General features: G+C 66.8%; 17 protein-coding genes. 9 read left to right on the top strand and 8 right to left on the bottom strand.

Features of this window, described 5'->3' with window-relative positions; translation table 11 throughout:
- Positions 1 to 875 (top strand): L,D-transpeptidase (locus BST47_RS24170; RefSeq protein WP_207568688.1); only part of this gene is annotated, 875 nt, incomplete at its 5' end.
- Between the two features lie 52 nt (positions 876 to 927).
- Here the strand turns inward: BST47_RS24170 and BST47_RS24165 are convergent.
- Positions 928 to 2,919, bottom strand: coding sequence for a M13 family metallopeptidase (locus tag BST47_RS24165; protein ID WP_083128197.1), 1,992 nt, complete (start codon positions 2,917 to 2,919; stop codon positions 928 to 930).
- A 64-nt stretch (positions 2,920 to 2,983) separates the two neighbouring features.
- Here BST47_RS24165 and BST47_RS24160 point away from each other — a divergent pair, with 64 nt between their 5' ends.
- Positions 2,984 to 3,571, top strand: a complete 588-nt coding sequence (locus BST47_RS24160; protein WP_083128221.1) for a hypothetical protein — start codon at positions 2,984 to 2,986, stop codon at positions 3,569 to 3,571.
- Positions 3,568 to 4,257, top strand: a complete 690-nt coding sequence (locus BST47_RS24155; protein WP_083128196.1) for a hypothetical protein — start codon at positions 3,568 to 3,570, stop codon at positions 4,255 to 4,257. Before BST47_RS24160 ends, BST47_RS24155 begins: the two co-directional genes overlap by 4 nt.
- Here the strand turns inward: BST47_RS24155 and BST47_RS24150 are convergent.
- From BST47_RS24150 to BST47_RS24130, 5 genes are read right to left on the bottom strand one after another with little or no spacing between them, the layout of a single operon-like run.
- A complete protein-coding gene (locus BST47_RS24150; RefSeq protein WP_083128195.1) occupies positions 4,254 to 4,649 on the bottom strand; it encodes a CoA-binding protein in 396 nt (131 codons plus the stop codon). The genes BST47_RS24155 and BST47_RS24150 overlap by 4 nt on opposite strands.
- Before the next feature lie 6 nt (positions 4,650 to 4,655).
- Positions 4,656 to 5,024 carry a DsrE family protein gene (locus BST47_RS24145; RefSeq protein ID WP_083128194.1) on the bottom strand — a complete coding sequence of 123 codons (369 nt, stop codon included), beginning with the start codon at positions 5,022 to 5,024 and terminating at the stop codon, positions 4,656 to 4,658.
- Positions 5,025 to 5,033: 9 nt separating this feature from the next.
- Positions 5,034 to 5,720 (bottom strand): alpha/beta fold hydrolase, encoded by a 687-nt coding sequence (locus BST47_RS24140; RefSeq protein WP_083128193.1) that lies wholly within the window; start codon positions 5,718 to 5,720, stop codon positions 5,034 to 5,036.
- A gap of 3 nt (positions 5,721 to 5,723) precedes the next feature.
- Positions 5,724 to 6,245: a helix-turn-helix domain-containing protein gene (locus BST47_RS24135; RefSeq protein ID WP_083128192.1), complete on the bottom strand. Its 522-nt coding sequence runs from the start codon at positions 6,243 to 6,245 to the stop codon at positions 5,724 to 5,726.
- Positions 6,242 to 9,139, bottom strand: a complete 2,898-nt coding sequence (locus BST47_RS24130; protein WP_083128220.1) for an MMPL family transporter — start codon at positions 9,137 to 9,139, stop codon at positions 6,242 to 6,244. The genes BST47_RS24135 and BST47_RS24130 overlap by 4 nt, the downstream gene beginning before the upstream one ends.
- 361 nt (positions 9,140 to 9,500) lie before the next feature.
- Between BST47_RS24130 and BST47_RS24125 the strand changes: the two genes are divergently transcribed.
- The 4 genes from BST47_RS24125 (at position 9,501) to BST47_RS24110 (ending at position 12,721) form a co-directional block, all read left to right on the top strand.
- Positions 9,501 to 10,073: a hemophore gene (locus tag BST47_RS24125; RefSeq protein WP_083128191.1), complete on the top strand. Its 573-nt coding sequence runs from the start codon at positions 9,501 to 9,503 to the stop codon at positions 10,071 to 10,073.
- Positions 10,074 to 10,243: 170 nt separating this feature from the next.
- A complete protein-coding gene (locus tag BST47_RS24120; protein WP_083128190.1) occupies positions 10,244 to 10,642 on the top strand; it encodes a heme-binding protein in 399 nt (132 codons plus the stop codon).
- Between the two features lie 60 nt (positions 10,643 to 10,702).
- Complete coding sequence (locus BST47_RS24115) at positions 10,703 to 11,371, top strand: response regulator transcription factor (protein ID WP_083128219.1); 669 nt, start codon at positions 10,703 to 10,705, stop codon at positions 11,369 to 11,371.
- A 3-nt stretch (positions 11,372 to 11,374) separates the two neighbouring features.
- Complete coding sequence (locus tag BST47_RS24110) at positions 11,375 to 12,721, top strand: sensor histidine kinase (RefSeq protein WP_083128189.1); 1,347 nt, start codon at positions 11,375 to 11,377, stop codon at positions 12,719 to 12,721.
- Here BST47_RS24110 and BST47_RS24105 read toward each other — a convergent pair.
- Together BST47_RS24105 and BST47_RS24100 are read right to left on the bottom strand one after the other, a co-directional pair.
- A complete protein-coding gene (locus tag BST47_RS24105) occupies positions 12,677 to 13,054 on the bottom strand; it encodes a DUF3054 domain-containing protein (protein ID WP_083128188.1) in 378 nt (125 codons plus the stop codon). The genes BST47_RS24110 and BST47_RS24105 overlap by 45 nt on opposite strands.
- A gap of 7 nt (positions 13,055 to 13,061) precedes the next feature.
- The gene (locus BST47_RS24100; RefSeq protein WP_083128187.1) at positions 13,062 to 14,129 is read right to left on the bottom strand and encodes a lysylphosphatidylglycerol synthase transmembrane domain-containing protein; all 1,068 of its coding nucleotides are present in this window, start codon (positions 14,127 to 14,129) and stop codon (positions 13,062 to 13,064) included.
- Positions 14,130 to 14,206: 77 nt separating this feature from the next.
- Between BST47_RS24100 and BST47_RS24095 the strand changes: the two genes are divergently transcribed.
- Both BST47_RS24095 and BST47_RS24090 read left to right on the top strand, forming a co-directional pair.
- Positions 14,207 to 15,355 (top strand): AI-2E family transporter, encoded by a 1,149-nt coding sequence (locus tag BST47_RS24095; protein WP_083128186.1) that lies wholly within the window; start codon positions 14,207 to 14,209, stop codon positions 15,353 to 15,355.
- Positions 15,356 to 15,449: 94 nt separating this feature from the next.
- Positions 15,450 to 16,292, top strand: coding sequence for a type IV toxin-antitoxin system AbiEi family antitoxin (locus BST47_RS24090; protein WP_083128185.1), 843 nt, complete (start codon positions 15,450 to 15,452; stop codon positions 16,290 to 16,292).
- Positions 16,293 to 16,342: the final 50 nt, after the last annotated feature.

Below are 16,342 nucleotides of genomic sequence, written 5' to 3'. Positions count from 1 at the left end.
CGGCGCGCCCGCCGCCGGCGGCCCCCGCAGCGTTCCCCGCGGCACCGACCGCGCCGGCGGCGGGCGCGCCGTTGCCGCCCGCCCCGCCGCCGCTCTTTGGGGAGCCCCAGCCGATGGCGGTTCCCGCGGGGACGCCGGAGGGGCAGAATCCCACGCCGTTCGTCGGGGAGCCGCCGTTCCTGCCGCCGTCGTTCAATCCGACCAACGGTTCGATCGCCGGCGCCGCCAAGCCGATCTACATCAACTTCCAGCGGCCCATCGCCAATCGGCAGATGGCGCAGGACGCTGTGCACATCACGTCGGTGCCGCCCGTTCCCGGCCGGTTCTACTGGACCACCGACACGCAACTGCGGTGGCGGCCGCAGGACTTCTGGCCGGCCGGTACCACCGTCTACATCGATGCTGCGGGAACCAAGTCGAGCTTCACCGTCCCCGAGCAGTTGGTCGCGACCATCGACAACGACGCGCATGAAATGACGATCGTGCGTAACGGTGAGGTGGAGAAGACCTTCCCCGTCTCGATGGGTAAGTCGGGTTACGAGACCAAGAACGGCACCTACTACGTGTTGGAGAAGTTCGCCGACATCGTGATGGACTCGTCGACCTACGGGGTGCCCGTCAGTTCGGCCGAGGGCTACAAGATCAAGGTGCAGGACGCTGTGCGAATAGACAACAGCGGCATCTTCGTTCACAGTGCGCCGTGGTCTACCGGGGCTCAGGGCAACAGCAACGTCAGCCACGGCTGCATCAACCTGAGCCCAGCCAACGCGCAGTGGTTCTACGACAACTTCGGTAGTGGCGACGCTGTTGTCATCAAGAACTCCACCGGCATATACGACAAACCGGACGGCGCCTCCGACTGGCAGATGTTCTAGGTGATTTCGGTGCGCTTACGTTCGCCCAGCGACCGTAAGCGCACCGAAATCGCTAGCTCCAGATCCGCACGCGCTCTTGCGGATCCAGGTACAGATCGTCTGACTGGTCGACGTCGAACGCCTCGTAGAACGCGTCCAGGTTGCGGACGACGCCGTTGCAGCGAAACTCCGGCGGCGAGTGCGGATCGATCGCAAGCCGCCGAATAGCTTCGGCGTCACGGGACTTCGTGCGCCACACCTGGGCCCAGCCATAGAAAACCCGCTGCTCACCGGTCAGCCCGTCGATCACCGGCGACGGTTCGCCCTTGAGTGAGAGCTGGTAGGCGAGCAGGGCGATCGAAAGGCCACCCAGGTCGCCGATGTTCTCGCCGACGGTGAATGCGCCGTTCACGTGATGGCCGTTGCTGAGCGCCCTGGGCACGTACTTGTCGTACTGCTCGATCAAAGCTTTTGTCCGCGTGCCGAACTCGGCCCGATCGCCGTCGGTCCACCAGTCCACCAGGTTGCCGTCGCCGTCGTACTTGGACCCCTGGTCGTCGAAGCCGTGACCGATCTCGTGACCGATCACCGCACCGATCCCGCCGTAGTTGGCGGCGTCGTCGGCATCGGCATCGAAGAAGGGCGGCTGCAGAATCGCGGCGGGAAAGACGATCTCGTTCATGCCGGGGTTGTAGTAGGCGTTCACGGTCTGTGGCGTCATGAACCATTCGTCACGGTCGACGGGCCCACCGAGCTTGGCCAGATCCCGGTCGTATTCCACGGCGTAGCCACGTAGGTAGTTGCCGTACAGATCCTCACGCTCGATCACCAGCGCCGAATAGTCCCGCCACTTGGCCGGATAACCGATCTTCGGGGTGAACTTGTCGAGCTTGGCGAGCGCCTTCTCGCGGGTCTGCGGCGTCATCCACGCCAGTGAGTTGATGCTCACCCGGTACGCCTCGCGAAGGTTGGCGACCAGCTCGTCCATCCTGGACTTGGCCAGCGGCGGAAAATGCCGCTCGACATAGAGCCTTCCGACGGCGTCACCCATGAGACGCTCGACGACCGACACCCCGCGCTTCCAGCGATCGCGCAGCTCCTCGGTGCCCGAGAGCCTGCGGCCGTAGAACTCGAAGTCCTCGGCGACCAACTCGTCGGTCAGCAGGAATGCGCGGGCGTGGATGAGCCGCCAGCGCAGCCACGCCTTCCAATCCGCCAGATCGAAGGCGGACCACGCCGCGGCGAACGCCGTTAAGTAATCGGGTTGGCGCACTACGACTTCGGCGACCTTGTCGGGGGTGGCGCCAAGCGCGGCCACCCACCCGGCCCAGTCGAAGCCGGGCGCCTCGGTGAGCAGGTCGGTGAAGGTACGCAGGTTGTATGTCAGGTCGGCGTCGCGGCGCTTGACGACGTCCCAGTGCGCAGCGGCCAGCTTGGTTTCCAGCGCGACGATGCGTTCGGCGGTGGCCTGCCATTCGTTCGGCTGGGGCTCCTCGCCGTAGACCAGTCCGAACATCGCAGCGATGTGCCGCGGATAGGCGGCGAGAATTTCGGCGTGCTGCTCGTCACGGTAGTACGACTCGTCGGGCAGGCCGAGGCCGGACTGGCTCATATGCACCAGATAGCGCGTCGAGTCCTTGGAATCGGTGTCGACGTAGATACCCGTCCCCCCGCCGACGCCGGTGCGCTGCAGCGCGCCGAGAACCGCTGCCAGGGCCTCGGGAGTATCCGCGGCGTCGATGGCGGCCGACTCGTCGAGCAGCGGTTGGACTCCCCGTGCAGCCACCGCCCGCTCGTCCATGAAGCTGGCGTACAGGTCCCCGATGCGCCGCTGGTCCGTGCCGCTGGCCGCACCGGACTCGGCGGCTCCGGTGATGAGGTCGCGGACGTGCTCCTCGGCCCGGTCGTACAACGACCGGAACGCGCCGTCGGTGGCACGGTCGCCCGGCATCTCGTATTCCGTCAACCAGCGGCCGTTGACATGGCCGAAGAGGTCGTCTTGCGGGCGGGCATCGGAGTCGACGTAGCTCAGGTCGAGACCGGAGCGAATAGCTTCTACTGTCACCCCACCAGACTGCCAGACCGGTCGTCGCGCCAGCGTGGCCGAGCCGCCCGGTACCCTCACGCGCATGCCCGATGACGAGCCGGACGCCAACGAGCGCGAATCCGCGGTTTCCGGCTATGGCATCGGCTCGGCGGTGGCCGGCGTGATCGCCATAGCTGCGGTCGTGCTCGCCGCGCTGATCTGGACACAGCACCGCAGCGACGCCGCCGAACTGCGTTACCGCACGCAGGCCATGCAGGCCGCCGCCGACTGGACCACCGTGCTCATCAACATGAACGCCGACACCGTCGAGGCCAGCCTGGCCCAGCTGCACGAGGGCACCGTCGGACAGCTCAACGCCGACTTCGACGCTTCGATCAAGCCGTACCGCGATCTGGTGCAGAAGCTGCAGGCCCGCACCACCGGCCAGGTCGACTCGGTCGCGGTCGAGTACGTGCACCACGAGCAGCCGGGTGCGCAGGGGCCGCCGCCCGCCGCCGCCTCCGATGTGTCGGTGTTCGCCTCACGCACCGACACCGTGATGGTCATCGCGACGTCGGTCAGTGAGAACGCGGGCACCGAGAAGCCCCAGACGGTTCGCTGGACGCTGCGGCTGGACGTCGCCGACGTGGACGGCAAGCCGATGATCTCCCGGCTGGAGTCGGTCCGATGAGGACCGCCTGGCGCATCGGTGCGTTCGACGTGGCGGCGCCGCTGGCCGCGATCGCCGCGTTGGTCTACATGGGCGTCGCGCTCGGCTGGCCGCTGTGGTGGGTTTCGGTCTGTTCGGTGCTGTGTCTGCTCATCGTCGAAGGCGTCGTGATCAACGTCGTGCTGGCGCGCAGGGACGGGGTCACCGTCGGCACGGATGACGACGGGCCGAGGCTGCGACTCGCGGTGGCCGGCACCGCGGCGGCGGCACTGGCGGCGGCCGTCGTCGTCGCCTATCTGAACTGGTCGGTGCCCGACCGCAACCTGGAAAACGACACCGCAGAGGTGGTCGACATCGCCAGCAGCGTCGCGGAGGCGTCGGCGACCTTCACCCCGCAGAGCCCCACCGCGTCGATCGACCGGGCCACCGCGATGATGTCGTCACAGGCCGCAGATGAGTTCAAGAAGGAATTCGACTCTGTGGCAAAGGATTTGGCCAGCCGCAACGTCTCGGCGACGGCCAGTACCGTGTCCGCGGGCGTCGAGGCGATCGGTCCCGCGGCCGCCAGCGTCGCCGTGATTCTGCACGGGTCACAGAGCTCGCCCGGCACCCCACCCGACACCGCAGTGCTGGCGTTGCGGGTCCGGCTGTCCAAACAGGACGGCCGCTGGCTGGTCGACGACGTATCGCCGATCCACTCCCGCTAGCCGAGCAGACGCGCGTGGTCCACCTTCAGGCAACGATCCATCACGACCTGGAGTCCGGCGGCGGCACCGTCGCGGGCGACCTCGTCATCCCATAGACCCTGTTGCAGCCAAAGCGTCTTGGCGCCAACGGCAATCGTCTCGGTCAGCACGGAGTGCAGATGTTCGCGGCGACGGAACACGTCGACCATGTCCGGAACCGCCGGCAGTTCGGCGAGCGACGGATAGACCTTGTCACCGTCGATCTCGCTGACCGTCGGATTGACCAGGTACAGCTCGTAGTCACTGGCTGCCTTCAGGTATTGCCATACACCGTGACTGGGCCGCATCGGGTCATCTGATACGCCGACGATCGCCACACTTCGGGTCTGGCGGAGAATGCGCTCGATATCCATCGGCGGCTAGTAGCTGAACGTGGTCGCGCCGTCGCCGATCCATTCCCAGAGTTGAACGGTGCCTCCGGGTTCGGCGCCGTCGATGAAGTTGTCGGCGTCGAGTTGCTTGGACTTGATGCAAATGGGGCAGACCAGATAGCGGCCGCCGGCTTTCGTGTAGCGGTCCATCAGCTCTTCCAAGGGTGGGCAGCCGTCGCAGGCCGTGCCGATGCCGACGCCGGGCACCATCAAACGGACGGCCTCCTTGGTGAGGAACATCAGCGTCGGCCTTCCGCTTTCGGCAGCACCGACGGCGACCAGAAATGCGACGGTGACTTTCTCGGCATCTTCGAGTCCGGTGGTGAGGCTGATGGCGGCTTTGTTGTCGCTGTTCATGTGGTCCTCCTAGACATCTGCGAGCTCGATCAGTAGATCGGCCAGTTCCTGCGGCCGGCTCAACGCCATCAGGTGTCCACCCGGCATCGCGACCACTTCCAGACCAAGCCGTTCACGAACAACTCTGCGCTGAAATTCCAGCGGGAACAACCGGTCGTCGCTGCCTGCGATCACCCGGGTGTCGACATCCGGCCAGCCGTCCAGCGGCCACGGCTCGCCGAACGGGGTGTCGGACTGTTGCGGTTCGGGCTGGCTGAACGCCTCCTCGCGCACCGGCTCCGGGACGTCGTGGAAGAAATCTTCGACCTCGTCAAAGTCCTCGCGGGGCAGGCCGATTCGCTGGAAATACTCGATGCGCGCGGCCCGCTGCCCGGTGTTCTCCCACCATTGGCCGCCCGATTCGCCTGCGGTCGGCACCATCGGGTTAACCAGCACGATGCGTGCGGTCGGCACCCGCGTTGCCGCAATCGGCGCCGTGAATCCGCCCATCGACTGGCCGACCAGCACCAGCGGTCTCGGTGCGCTGGCCACCGACTCGACGACCACGTCGGCGTAGGTGTTCAGATTGGCGGCGTCATCGCCCGCGGGCAGTTCGATGGGGATCACCGTCGCGCCGGTGGCCGCCAACAGCGGTGTGATGCGGTGCCAGAACCATGCGCTGCCACCCGCTCCGGGGATCAGCGCAAAGGTCGGCAAGGGTCAGGCCCGGCCCTCGGGGCGGGTCGAACGCATCTTGGCGAAACGATCGGAAAGCTTGCGCATGCGCACCATCAGCGACGCGGACGGACTCGTTTCACCGCGGAGGTAGGACGCGAAATCGTCGTTGGGCACACCGATGCGCGAGGCGAACTCCTGCTGGCCCAGACCCGACCTGTCGAGCATCGTCTGGATATGGCGCGCGACCTCGGCGCGCTCGTTGGCCTCGAGATGTTCGCGGGTGCGGTGCAGCACCTCGGCGAGCGCCTTGGAGACTCCGTACGGGCGGGCGGTCTGCAGGACTTCCTCGACCTGCCGTGCCGTGCGGCCGAACGGATCGCGTTTGATGGCCGCGACGATGCGCTGCCACACGGCCAGGTCGTCGGTCTCCAGCGCCGCGCGGATCGCGGATGTCGGCCAGAACTCGACGGGCCGGTCATCCACCGGTGGACGGCGTCCTGGCGTGGGATCCGGCGAGGCAGGCTCGCGGCGCGAGGTGCCCCGGACGTCGGGAGTCACCGTCACCTCGCCTCCTCCAGCATGGCCACCGCCACCGAAAGGCAGCGCTCCTTCACCCTGGCCCAATCGGCCTCCGCCTGCGGGCCCGACATGCGGGTGTCGTGCTCGTCTGACGGTTGGGGGTCGGCCAGTCGGCGTACCAACTGGGTGGCCACCCATTGTTTCCTTGAATCCTGTCCACAGTAGTACCGGTCCATGCCGGCCAGCACGCTTGCGGCCGTACGAGTCTCCATCGCGTCGACAAGTTCGGCAAACGCTGCGTAGTCCCGGGTGCTGTTTCGGCACATGATGAGGTAGCTCTGCAGGCGCAGCGTCTCGGCGCCCGTCGGGATCTGCAGGCGATCGCCCGTCGGCAGTTGCACATTCGTGGTCTCTACCGGGCTGCGTCGCTCCATGGGTGCCCGCTCGAAGGCGGACGCTTCGCTCAACGCGTCCAGCGCCACCGACAGCCGGCCCCGCCACATCGTCACCGGATGCACCGGAAGCTCTGCGGTGAGCAGCGCCTTGCCGCCTGCGCCGGTGCGGTGCGTGCCGTTGAGCAGGCTCGCGCTGCGTAACTGCTTGGCGGGCATACAGCCGCTGAACGCCAACGGATCGGCGACGGTAACAGCTTGCGGCGCAAGGCTTTTGAGCTTGGCTGCCGACTTGACCACCATGCGCAACTCCGAGCCGCTTGGCCCGAGGGACGAGAGATCGTCGGGGATGATGATGAGGTCGGGAAGGTCGATCTTGGGCAGCGGCTTCTCGAAGTCGACCTCCGGCAGGATGCGATCGAGCCAGCGCGGCAGCCACCAGTTCCATTCGTCGAACATCGCCATCAGCGCGGGCACCAGCACCAGGCGCACCACCGTGGCGTCGACCGCGATGGCGACCGCACACGCGACACCCAACTGGGCGACCAGCGGCATGCCCGCAAACGCGAAACCGATGAACACCGCGATCATGATCAGCGCGGCGCTGGTGATCGTGCGGGCGCTGGTGCTCACGCCGTACGCGACGGCGTCGCGGGTGTTGCCGGTCTGCAGGAAGCGCTCCCTGATGCGGGTCAGCAGGAAGATCTCGTAGTCCATCGACAGGCCGAACGTCAGCGCCAGGACCAGCGGCGGGATCGTGCTGTCCAGCGACGAGATCGGTTCGAAGCCCAGTGACTCCAGCCAGCCCCATTGGAAGACGGCCACCAGGCTGCCGTAGGCCGCCGCGACCGACAGCACGGTCATCAGCACACCCTTGAGCGCCAGGAACACCGACCGGATGGCGATCAACAGCATCACGAACGCGATCAGCGCGACGAACGCGAACACCAGCGGCTGTTTGGCCGACACCTGGTCGTCGAAGTCCTTGATCAGTGCTGTCGGACCGCCGACGTCGATGCGGGCATCGCCGAGCCCCGGGGTCGACGGCAGCTCCGCGCGCATCCAGTCGACGGTTTCACGGGCACCCATGTCCTCCGGGTCCACCGAGAGCACCGCGGACAGCAGCGCGTGCCGGTAATCCTCGCCGAACACCGCGGGCGCCACCGAAACGACGTTGGGCCCCTGGGCCATCCGCTGGCGCATCGAGTCCAGCAAGGGTTGCTTGGAGGGCGCCGATGCCGCGTTGCCGTCGGGGAAGCTCACCAAGACCCGGACCGGCCCGAGCGCGCCGGGCCCGAGCGCCTCGGCCGCGGCGTTCACACCGCCCCGGATCTCGTGGGTCGGCTCGAACTGACGCTGCATGCTGTTGCCGAGCACCATCGAGAACGCGGGCGCGGCCAGTGCCAGCAGCAGCGCCGACGCCCCGAGCGCCGCGATCCACGGGCGCCGCATCACCCAGCCCGTCCAGCGCGTCCAGAACCGCGACTGGGTGGTCTCCGGACGGCGCGACCAGTGCAGGTATGACGACCGCTTGGCCGCCGCCTTACCGAACGTGGCGAGGATGGCCGGCGTCAGCGTCGTCGACGTCAGAACCGCGACGGCCACCGCGAGGATCGCGCCGGTGGCCATCGAGACCAGGACCGGCGTCTGGATCAGATAGATGCCGGTCACCGAGGCGATCACGGTGAGGCCGGACAGGACGACCGCCAGACCCGAGGTTGCCATGGCGGCGTCGGCCGCCTGTTCCGGATCGCGGCCCGACCGCAACTCCTCGCGGAAACGCATGAGAATGAACAGCGAATAGTCGATGGCCACGGCGATGCCGAACATCGATACCGTCGACGTCACGAACACCGACATCGTCGTGTACATCGAGAGCAGATAGACCAGTCCCATGGTCACGACGACGGTGCAGATGCCGAGCACCAGTGGCATCGCCGCCGCGGCCAGCGACCCGAACACCGCGAGCAAAACAATCAGGACGATCGGAAGGTTCCACTGCTCGGCCTGGGCGATGTCGTGTTTGGTGGCCTGGGTGGCCGCGGCACCTAGCGCGCCCTGGCCGATGACGTAGAGCTTGACCTTGCCGTTCTCGATCTCCCCGGGTTCCTCGCCGTCGATACCGACCTTCTGGCGGAGTTTCTTGGCGACGTCGACCGCGCCGGTGTTGTCGAAGTCCAACTGCAGCGTGACGACGTAGGGACGGTCGGGTTGCGGCGCCGCTTGCTGCGGATTGGGCACCACCCGGACGCTGGGCACCTCGGCCGCGGCGCGTTCCAGGAAGGTGACCGCGTTGTCCATGTCGGCGAACGACGCGTCGGCGCGCGGCGCGGCCACCAGTGCCAGGGGTGAAGCCCCCTGGTCAGGAAAATTCTCTTCGAGCTCGCGCTGGACCCGCAGCGACTGCGAGCCTTCGACCTCAAAACCCCCGCCGGTGAGGTGGCTGGACTGGCTCAGCGCGAGATACACCGATGGCACCAGGAGAAGCAGCCATACAGCGAACACCGCCCAGCGGTATCTGCGCAGGGTGCTGCTCAAGCGCATCATGAACTGCTGGATGTCGAACTCCCCGCTTTCTCCCCGGACTCGGGCTGCCGACGACATTTGGCCCGGCGTTGCTAGCGTGAGCGTACAACAGCATGTGCTATGTCGAGGCGCGGCGAGAATCCTGCCAGCAACGCCTTAAGCAGCTCTAACCCTCTCTTTCGGTACGCGGCCGGATCTGGTTACAGGCTGTCCGTCCGCTGTCCGTGGCGTGTGTTTCCGATCGCTCAATTCGTAAGCCTCACCCTCCCGATGGCACTATGTAGTCGGCCGTTTCGGCCGGTTTTGCGGTCGGGGATCGAGTGCCGCCTATGGCGGGCGTTTCGGGTGCGCCGAAACGTTCGCAAACTCATGAGGAGTGCATATGAGATCCATCACTGCTGCACCGCGCCGCGGGCTGTTCGCCACGTTCGCCGCGTCCGCCCTCGGCGGCGCCGCGGTGGTCGCGATGACGGTGTCACCGTCGCCGGCGATGCCGTCAGCAACGGCGGCGCCGGATCCGTGCGCGGCCAGCGAAGTCGCCAGGACGATCGGTTCGGTCGCCACGTCGACGGGCAACTACCTCGATACGCATCCGCAGACCAACCAGGCGCTGACGAGTATCGCGAAACAGCAGGGTGGGCCGCAGTCGCTGGCCGCGGTGAAGACCTACTTCGATGCGAACCCGCAAGCGGCCAAGGACATGCAGCGGTTGCAGCAGCCGCTGGCGACTCTGTCGAGCCGGTGCAAGCTTCCGCTGACCCTGCCGCAGATGATGGGTCTGATGCAGGCCGCCCAGCAGGCGGCGCCAGGCCTTCCGAGTTTGCCAGGCGCCCAGACCAGCTCCTCGGCCGCAGGTGCCCCAGGTACGGTGTCACCGGCGCAGTCGCCGTCGGCGTCACCCGTTTCGCAGGGCTCCACATCGCTGCCCGGAGCGGCGATCGCAGGCTTGCCGTAGCCTGGGCCGACGCGCGGCTCTCGCTGGTAAGGCGATTGAGCTGCGAATTCAGACTTTCTTAAGATTCGTTGGCCGCAAGGCAAGAAAGTCTGTGCACATTCTGATTAGCTTTTGATGTCGGTAACCGCCCATGGTTACCTCCTTTCCACTTCCGAAGAAGGAGCTTGTCCATGTTGCTCTCGGCCCGTACTGCCCGACGTGCGGTAGCTGGCGCGGTGGGCACCGGCGCGATTGCCGGTGCGATGTTCTTCGGCGCCATGCCTCTGGCGTCGGCGCAACCTGCTCCGCCGCCGCCTCCGCCGCCGCCCAACTGCACCGCGGCCGACCTGGCCGGTGTGGCTTCGGGTGTCTCCGCGGCGACGTCCGCCTACCTCTTCAGCCACCCCGACGTGAACTGGTTCTTCACCAGCCTCGAGGGTGTGCCTCGCGACGAGGTCCGCGACGACGTCCAGCAGTACCTTGATCAGCATCCTCAGACCAAGGCGGACCTGACCGGTATCCGCCAGCCACTCGTCGACCTGAAGAATCGCTGCGGCGACACCAACGGCGACGGCATCGCGGACAGCTAAGTCTGCGTTCGGGTGCAACAGGAGCCATCCAAGGGGGAGGGCGCTGGCCGCACCGTCTTGATGGTCGACGACGATCCGGACGTCAGAACTTCGGTTGCGCGAGGTTTGCGCCATTCGGGGTTCGACGTTCGGGTCGCGGCGACCGGCAAAGAGGCGTTGCGGCTGTTATCGAATGAATCGCACGACGCACTTGTTCTCGACGTTCAAATGCCAGAACTCGACGGCGTCGCCGTCGTGACCGCGCTGCGCGCACTCGGTAACGAGATCCCGATTTGTGTGCTGTCCGCGCGGGACACCGTCAACGACCGGATCGCGGGGCTGGAAGCCGGCGCTGACGACTATCTGACGAAGCCGTTCGATCTGGGTGAATTGGTCGCGCGCCTGCACGCGCTGTTGCGTCGCGCAGGCCATTCCGACCAGCAATCCGACACGATGACCGTCGGCCCGTTGACGATCGACACCGCGCGACGGCTGGTGTTCGCCGGCGGTGAGCGGGTCAATCTGACCAAACGTGAATTCGATCTGCTCGCCGTGCTGGCCGAGAACGCCGGCGTCGTGCTGAGCCGGCAACGGCTGCTCGAACTGGTCTGGGGTTACGACTTCGACGTCGACACCAACGTGGCCGACGTCTTCATCTCCTACCTGCGACGCAAGCTCGAACGCGATGACCTGCCGCGGGTGATTCACACGGTTCGCGGAATCGGTTATGTCCTGCGAGACGAGTCGTAGCGGGTGAGACTTCCGCGGTTCCTGCGATCCGCGTCGCTGCGCACCCGAGTTGCCGTCGCGTCGGCAGCCGCAGCGGCCGCGGTGGTCGCGGTGTTCACGATCGCCACGTCGGTTGTGCTCGCGAATAACGATGCGGCACAACTGGATCGCCGACTCGATTCGATCATCGACGCCAGCATGCGCCCAGAACAGCTACAGGATCCGCGCCGCGGAGTGCTGACGACGGGACGGTCCGAATCCACCGGACAGGTGGTGTTCCAGCGCGGCTTCCAGTTGCCGCCGCTGCCGCCGGGCACCGACACGGTGGAAGTCAACGGGGTCGAGTACCGAGTGCGCACCCTGCGCGTCGACCAGCCCGACGGCGTCCTGATGTCGATCGGCATCCGCGCCGACAGCATTCTGTTGAGCGCCTCAAGGATTCCGCTGTACGCCGCGGCAGGTCTGCTCACGGTGCTGATCGCCGCGTTGCTGGGATGGATGCTGGCGGGCCCCGCGATCCGGCCGCTGCGCAAGCTGACCGAACACACCAAGCAGTTGCGCCGGGGCAGCGAGGAGATGCCCAAGGTGCATGGGGCGCGGGAGGCCGAGGACCTCTCCGAGGCGATGTCGGCGATGCTGAGCCGACTGACGGCCGCGCAGCGGGCGACCACCAACTCGCTGCAGGCCGCCCAGGATTTCGCGGCCAACGCCGCCCACGAGCTGCGAACGCCGCTGACGGCGATGCGCGCCGATCTGGACACGTTGCGAATCCACGACCTCCCAGCCGAGGAGCGCGACGAGGTGGTGGCCGACCTGTCCCGGGCGCAGCGACGGGTAGAGGCGATCATCACCGCGCTGGGGCAACTGGCGTCAGGTCAACTGGCGCAGGCCGAAGATCGCGAATTGATCGACATCACCGACATGCTCGACCGGGTGGCCCGGGAGAACATGCGCCTGCGCGATGACATCGAGATCGTCGTCGAGGCGAAGGACGACCTCGGTGTCATCTGGGGCTGGCCGAGCGGTCTGCGGCTGGCCGTCGACAATCTGGTGCGCAACGCGATCCAGCACGGCCAGGCGACGCGGATCGTGCTGGAGGCACAGCGGGCGCGTGACGAGATCGTCATCATCGTGGACGACAACGGCCGCGGGCTGCCCGTCGAGGAGCACAAGACCGTTCTCGGCCGGTTCTCCCGCGGCACCACCGCGGCGCCGGGTGGCTCCGGGCTCGGCCTCGCGCTCGTGGCGCAACAGGCGGCGCTGCATCGCGGCAGCATCGAGCTGAGTGACGGGCCGCTCGGCGGGTTGCGCGCGACCCTGACCGTGTCAGCCGCGGCTGAGCAAGGCGACGCCGGCACGCCAGCCGAGTAATAGCAGGGCCGTCGAAAGTGACGCCACGACAATGAAACTCGGCGCCGTTCCGGCCGAGGTGAGCTTGCGCAGCAGCATGCCCACCACCACGGTGCACAACCACACCGCCACGCCGGTGGGCACCAGTGCGGCCGGACGTTGCCAGGCCCTCGACAACAGCCAGCCGGTCAGTGTGCCGACCAGGAACGGCCAGGCCGTCTCGGCGATGCCGGAAAGCGTCAACCCTTCGGCGTGACTGCGCCGGCCGATCGTGCAGAAGACGACGACGCAGACGACGTCGGTCGCCAACGCGGTCAACGCGGGGCGGGTCTGCTCGGCGCTATCGATCGGCATAGGTCATCTACGCGTCGGGGTCGGGGTCGGCGTCGGGATCGAGCTCGGCCTCGGTGCGGAACATGAAGAAGAACACCACCCAGCCGATGGCGGCGATGAAGATCCAGCTGACCATCCGGTAGATGAGCATGGCGGAAATCGCTGAGGCCAAGGTCATTCCGCTGGAGACCAGCCCCGGCACCAGCACCGCCTCGACCACCAGCAGCCCACCGGGCATCAGCGGGATCGATCCGACGGCGCGGGCGGCGACGTAGGCCACCACCACACCGAGCAGCGACGGCTTTCCGCCTGCGGCGAAGCACGCGAACAGCAGCGTGCCCACTCCGGTGACGAGCGTCATCATCGACCACACGAACGCCACGCCGAGCTGGCGCCTGGTCAGGTTCACCGACTCGAGCTGGGCGAGGGTTTCGCGCCACTTAGCCAGTCCCTTGTCCGCCGGTTTGGCGCGCACGTAGTTGACCCACGACAGCACTCGCACCCCGACACCGTCGAGCAGGTCCGGCCGCGACGCGACGGCCTGGGCCAGCACGATCAACATGATGAACCCGGCGAGGGTGAAGATCAGCGAGAACGGATTGTGTTTCGCGCCAAGGAAGAAGGCGCTACCGATCCCGAGCAGCGTCAGGCTGGTGACTTGCAGTGCACCCGACATCACCAACTGCCATGACGCGATCACCGGGCTGGCGCCCCACCTGCGCTGCTGGCGGTAGATGAACGTCGCCGAAAGCACCGGGCCGCCGGGCAATGTCGTGCTCAGCGAGTTGCCCGCATAGAACGCCGCCTGCGAGCGCCACTGGTGTACGGGCACGCACGCCGACCGCAGCAGCTTGCGCTGGATGTCTCCGAAGAAGTGCATCGACGCCATCGCCGCGCCCACCGCGGCCAGCACCCACCACCAGTTCGCGGAGTACAGGCTGCGCCAGGCGTTGGCGAGCTGGTCGCGCACCAGCGTCAGTTCGACGGACAGCACGACGACGGCCACGGCGATGATCGCCCACCGCAGCCACCAGTATTTGCCGCGCGCGGGGCGGTCCTGACCGCGGGACTCGCGCGCCGGCGCGTCGTGCGACACGCCCTACAGGGTAAAGCGTGGGGTGGCGGTTTCCCGAGATACCGGGTCTGCGCGGGGCGGGCCATTACGCTGACGGGATGTCCGCGGGTCTATCTGACGCAGACCTGGCGGTCAGCCCGCTGGTCCGCAAGGCCGCGGCGTGGTCGTGGCGGCTGCTGGTCATCGGAGCCGCAATCTTCGCGGTGCTGTGGGTGGTCAAGCGGCTCGAGCTGATCGTCGTGCCGATCGCCCTGGCGACGATGGTGGCCGCGCTGCTGCTGCCCGCGGTCGACTTCCTTGATCGCGTCGGCGTTCCGCGCGGCGTCGCAGTCGCTCTGATGCTGCTGTCCGGATTCGCGGTCGTCGGCGGCATCCTCACCTTCGTCGTCAGCCAATTCATCGAGGGTTTGCCCGCACTTGCCGAGCAGGTGGGCCAAAGCATCGAGGGTCTGGGTAACTGGCTGTCCAGCGGTCCTCTGCATGTCGGCGGCGACCAGATCAAGCAGGCCCGTGAGACCGCCCTCGAGGCGCTGCGTGACAACCAGGAGAAGGTGACCAGCGGCGCGCTGTCGACGGCGGGCACCCTCACCGAGATCATCACCGGCGCCCTGCTCGTGCTCTTCACCCTGATCTTCCTGCTGCACGGCGGGCGCAACATCTTCGGGTTCGTCACGAAGATCTTCCCCGAGAACGTGCAGCCGCGCGTCCATGAGGCCGGCCGGGCGGGGTTTCGGTCGCTCATCGGCTATGTGCGCGCGACGTTCCTGGTGGCGCTCGTCGACGCGGTGGGTATCGGCACCGGCCTGGCCATCATGGGCATCCCGCTGGCACTTCCGCTGGCGTCGCTGGTGTTTCTCGGTGCGTTCATCCCGCTGGTCGGGGCGGTGGTCGCCGGATTCCTGGCCGTCATCGTCGCGTTGATCGCCAAAGGCTTGATCTATGCGCTCATCACACTCGGACTGATCATCGCCGTCCAACAGCTCGAGGGGCATGTGTTGCAGCCGCTGGTGATGGGTCGTGCGGTGTCGATCCATCCGCTGGCTGTCGTGCTGGCCATCGCCGCGGGTGGCATCACGGCGGGCATCGTCGGCGCGTTACTCGCGGTGCCCGCGGTCGCGTTCCTCAACAGCGCGGCGAGGGTGCTGCTCGCCAGGGATCCCGCGGCGGAGGAGGCCGCGCAGGCCACCGGGGACGAAGCCGTCATCCAGGCCACCCCCGATGACGTCGGGGACAGCGGCGAGGACTAGATCGCTGTCGTAACCGCACGGCGCTATTCCGGGCAGAATCGCGCCCTGAGGTTACATACGCAGGGATGTCAGCATCCGTGTGCAGAATCCGGCCATGGATCAACCTTTTGTGGGCAGTGAAGCCACGGCTGCCAAAGCGTTGACGCGCCATGCGCTGCGTCGCGACTTCATCGCGCTGCACAAGGACATATACCTGGACAAGAACACACCGGTCACTCCCGTCATTCGAGCCAAGGCGGCTTGGCTGAGGTCCCGCCGCCGTGGCGTTCTCGCTGGATTCTCGGCATCTGCGTTGCATGGCGCGCGGTGGATAGACGCGCGCTTGCCCGCAGCGATCATCGACACCAATCGCAGGCGTGCTGACGGCGTCACAGCGTGGGCTGACTCCATCGAGAGCGACGAGATCTGCGTTGTCGACGGCATGCAAGTGACCAATCCGGCGAGAACCGCCCTCGACCTGGCGTGTCGTTACCCCGTCGACTCGGCGGTCGCCGCGATCGACGCGCTCGCCCGGGCGACCCGCCTGAAGATGGCCGAGGTCGAGTTGTTGGCCGATCGTTATCGCGGCCGCCACGGCATTCCAAAGGCACGCAGGACTTTGGAACTCGTCGACGCGGGCGCGGAATCGCCGCGTGAAACGTGGCTACGTCTAGTACTCATCCGGAACGAATTTCCCCGCCCCACAACACAAATACCCGTGTACGACCGGTACGGCACACTCGTCGCCGAACTCGACATGGGCTGGGAGGACATCAAGGTTGCGGCCGAGTATGAAGGCGACCACCACAGGAGCGATCCGGAGGTATTCAACAAAGGCATCAGACGGCATGACGATCTCACCGCCCTCGGCTGGCTCGTCGTACGAGTCACCAAGCGGGATACCGCAGGTGCCGTCATCGGCCGGATTGCCACCGCCTTCGCGCGTCGCGGTGTGTAACCGCACGGCGCTATTCCGGGCAGAATCGCGCCCTGGGGTTACAAGCGCCG

Origin of the sequence: Mycolicibacterium tusciae (assembly GCF_002086795.1) — a bacterium.
Lineage (GTDB): Bacteria > Actinomycetota > Actinomycetes > Mycobacteriales > Mycobacteriaceae > Mycobacterium > Mycobacterium tusciae.
This window is presented reverse-complemented; position numbering and strand designations above follow the sequence as displayed.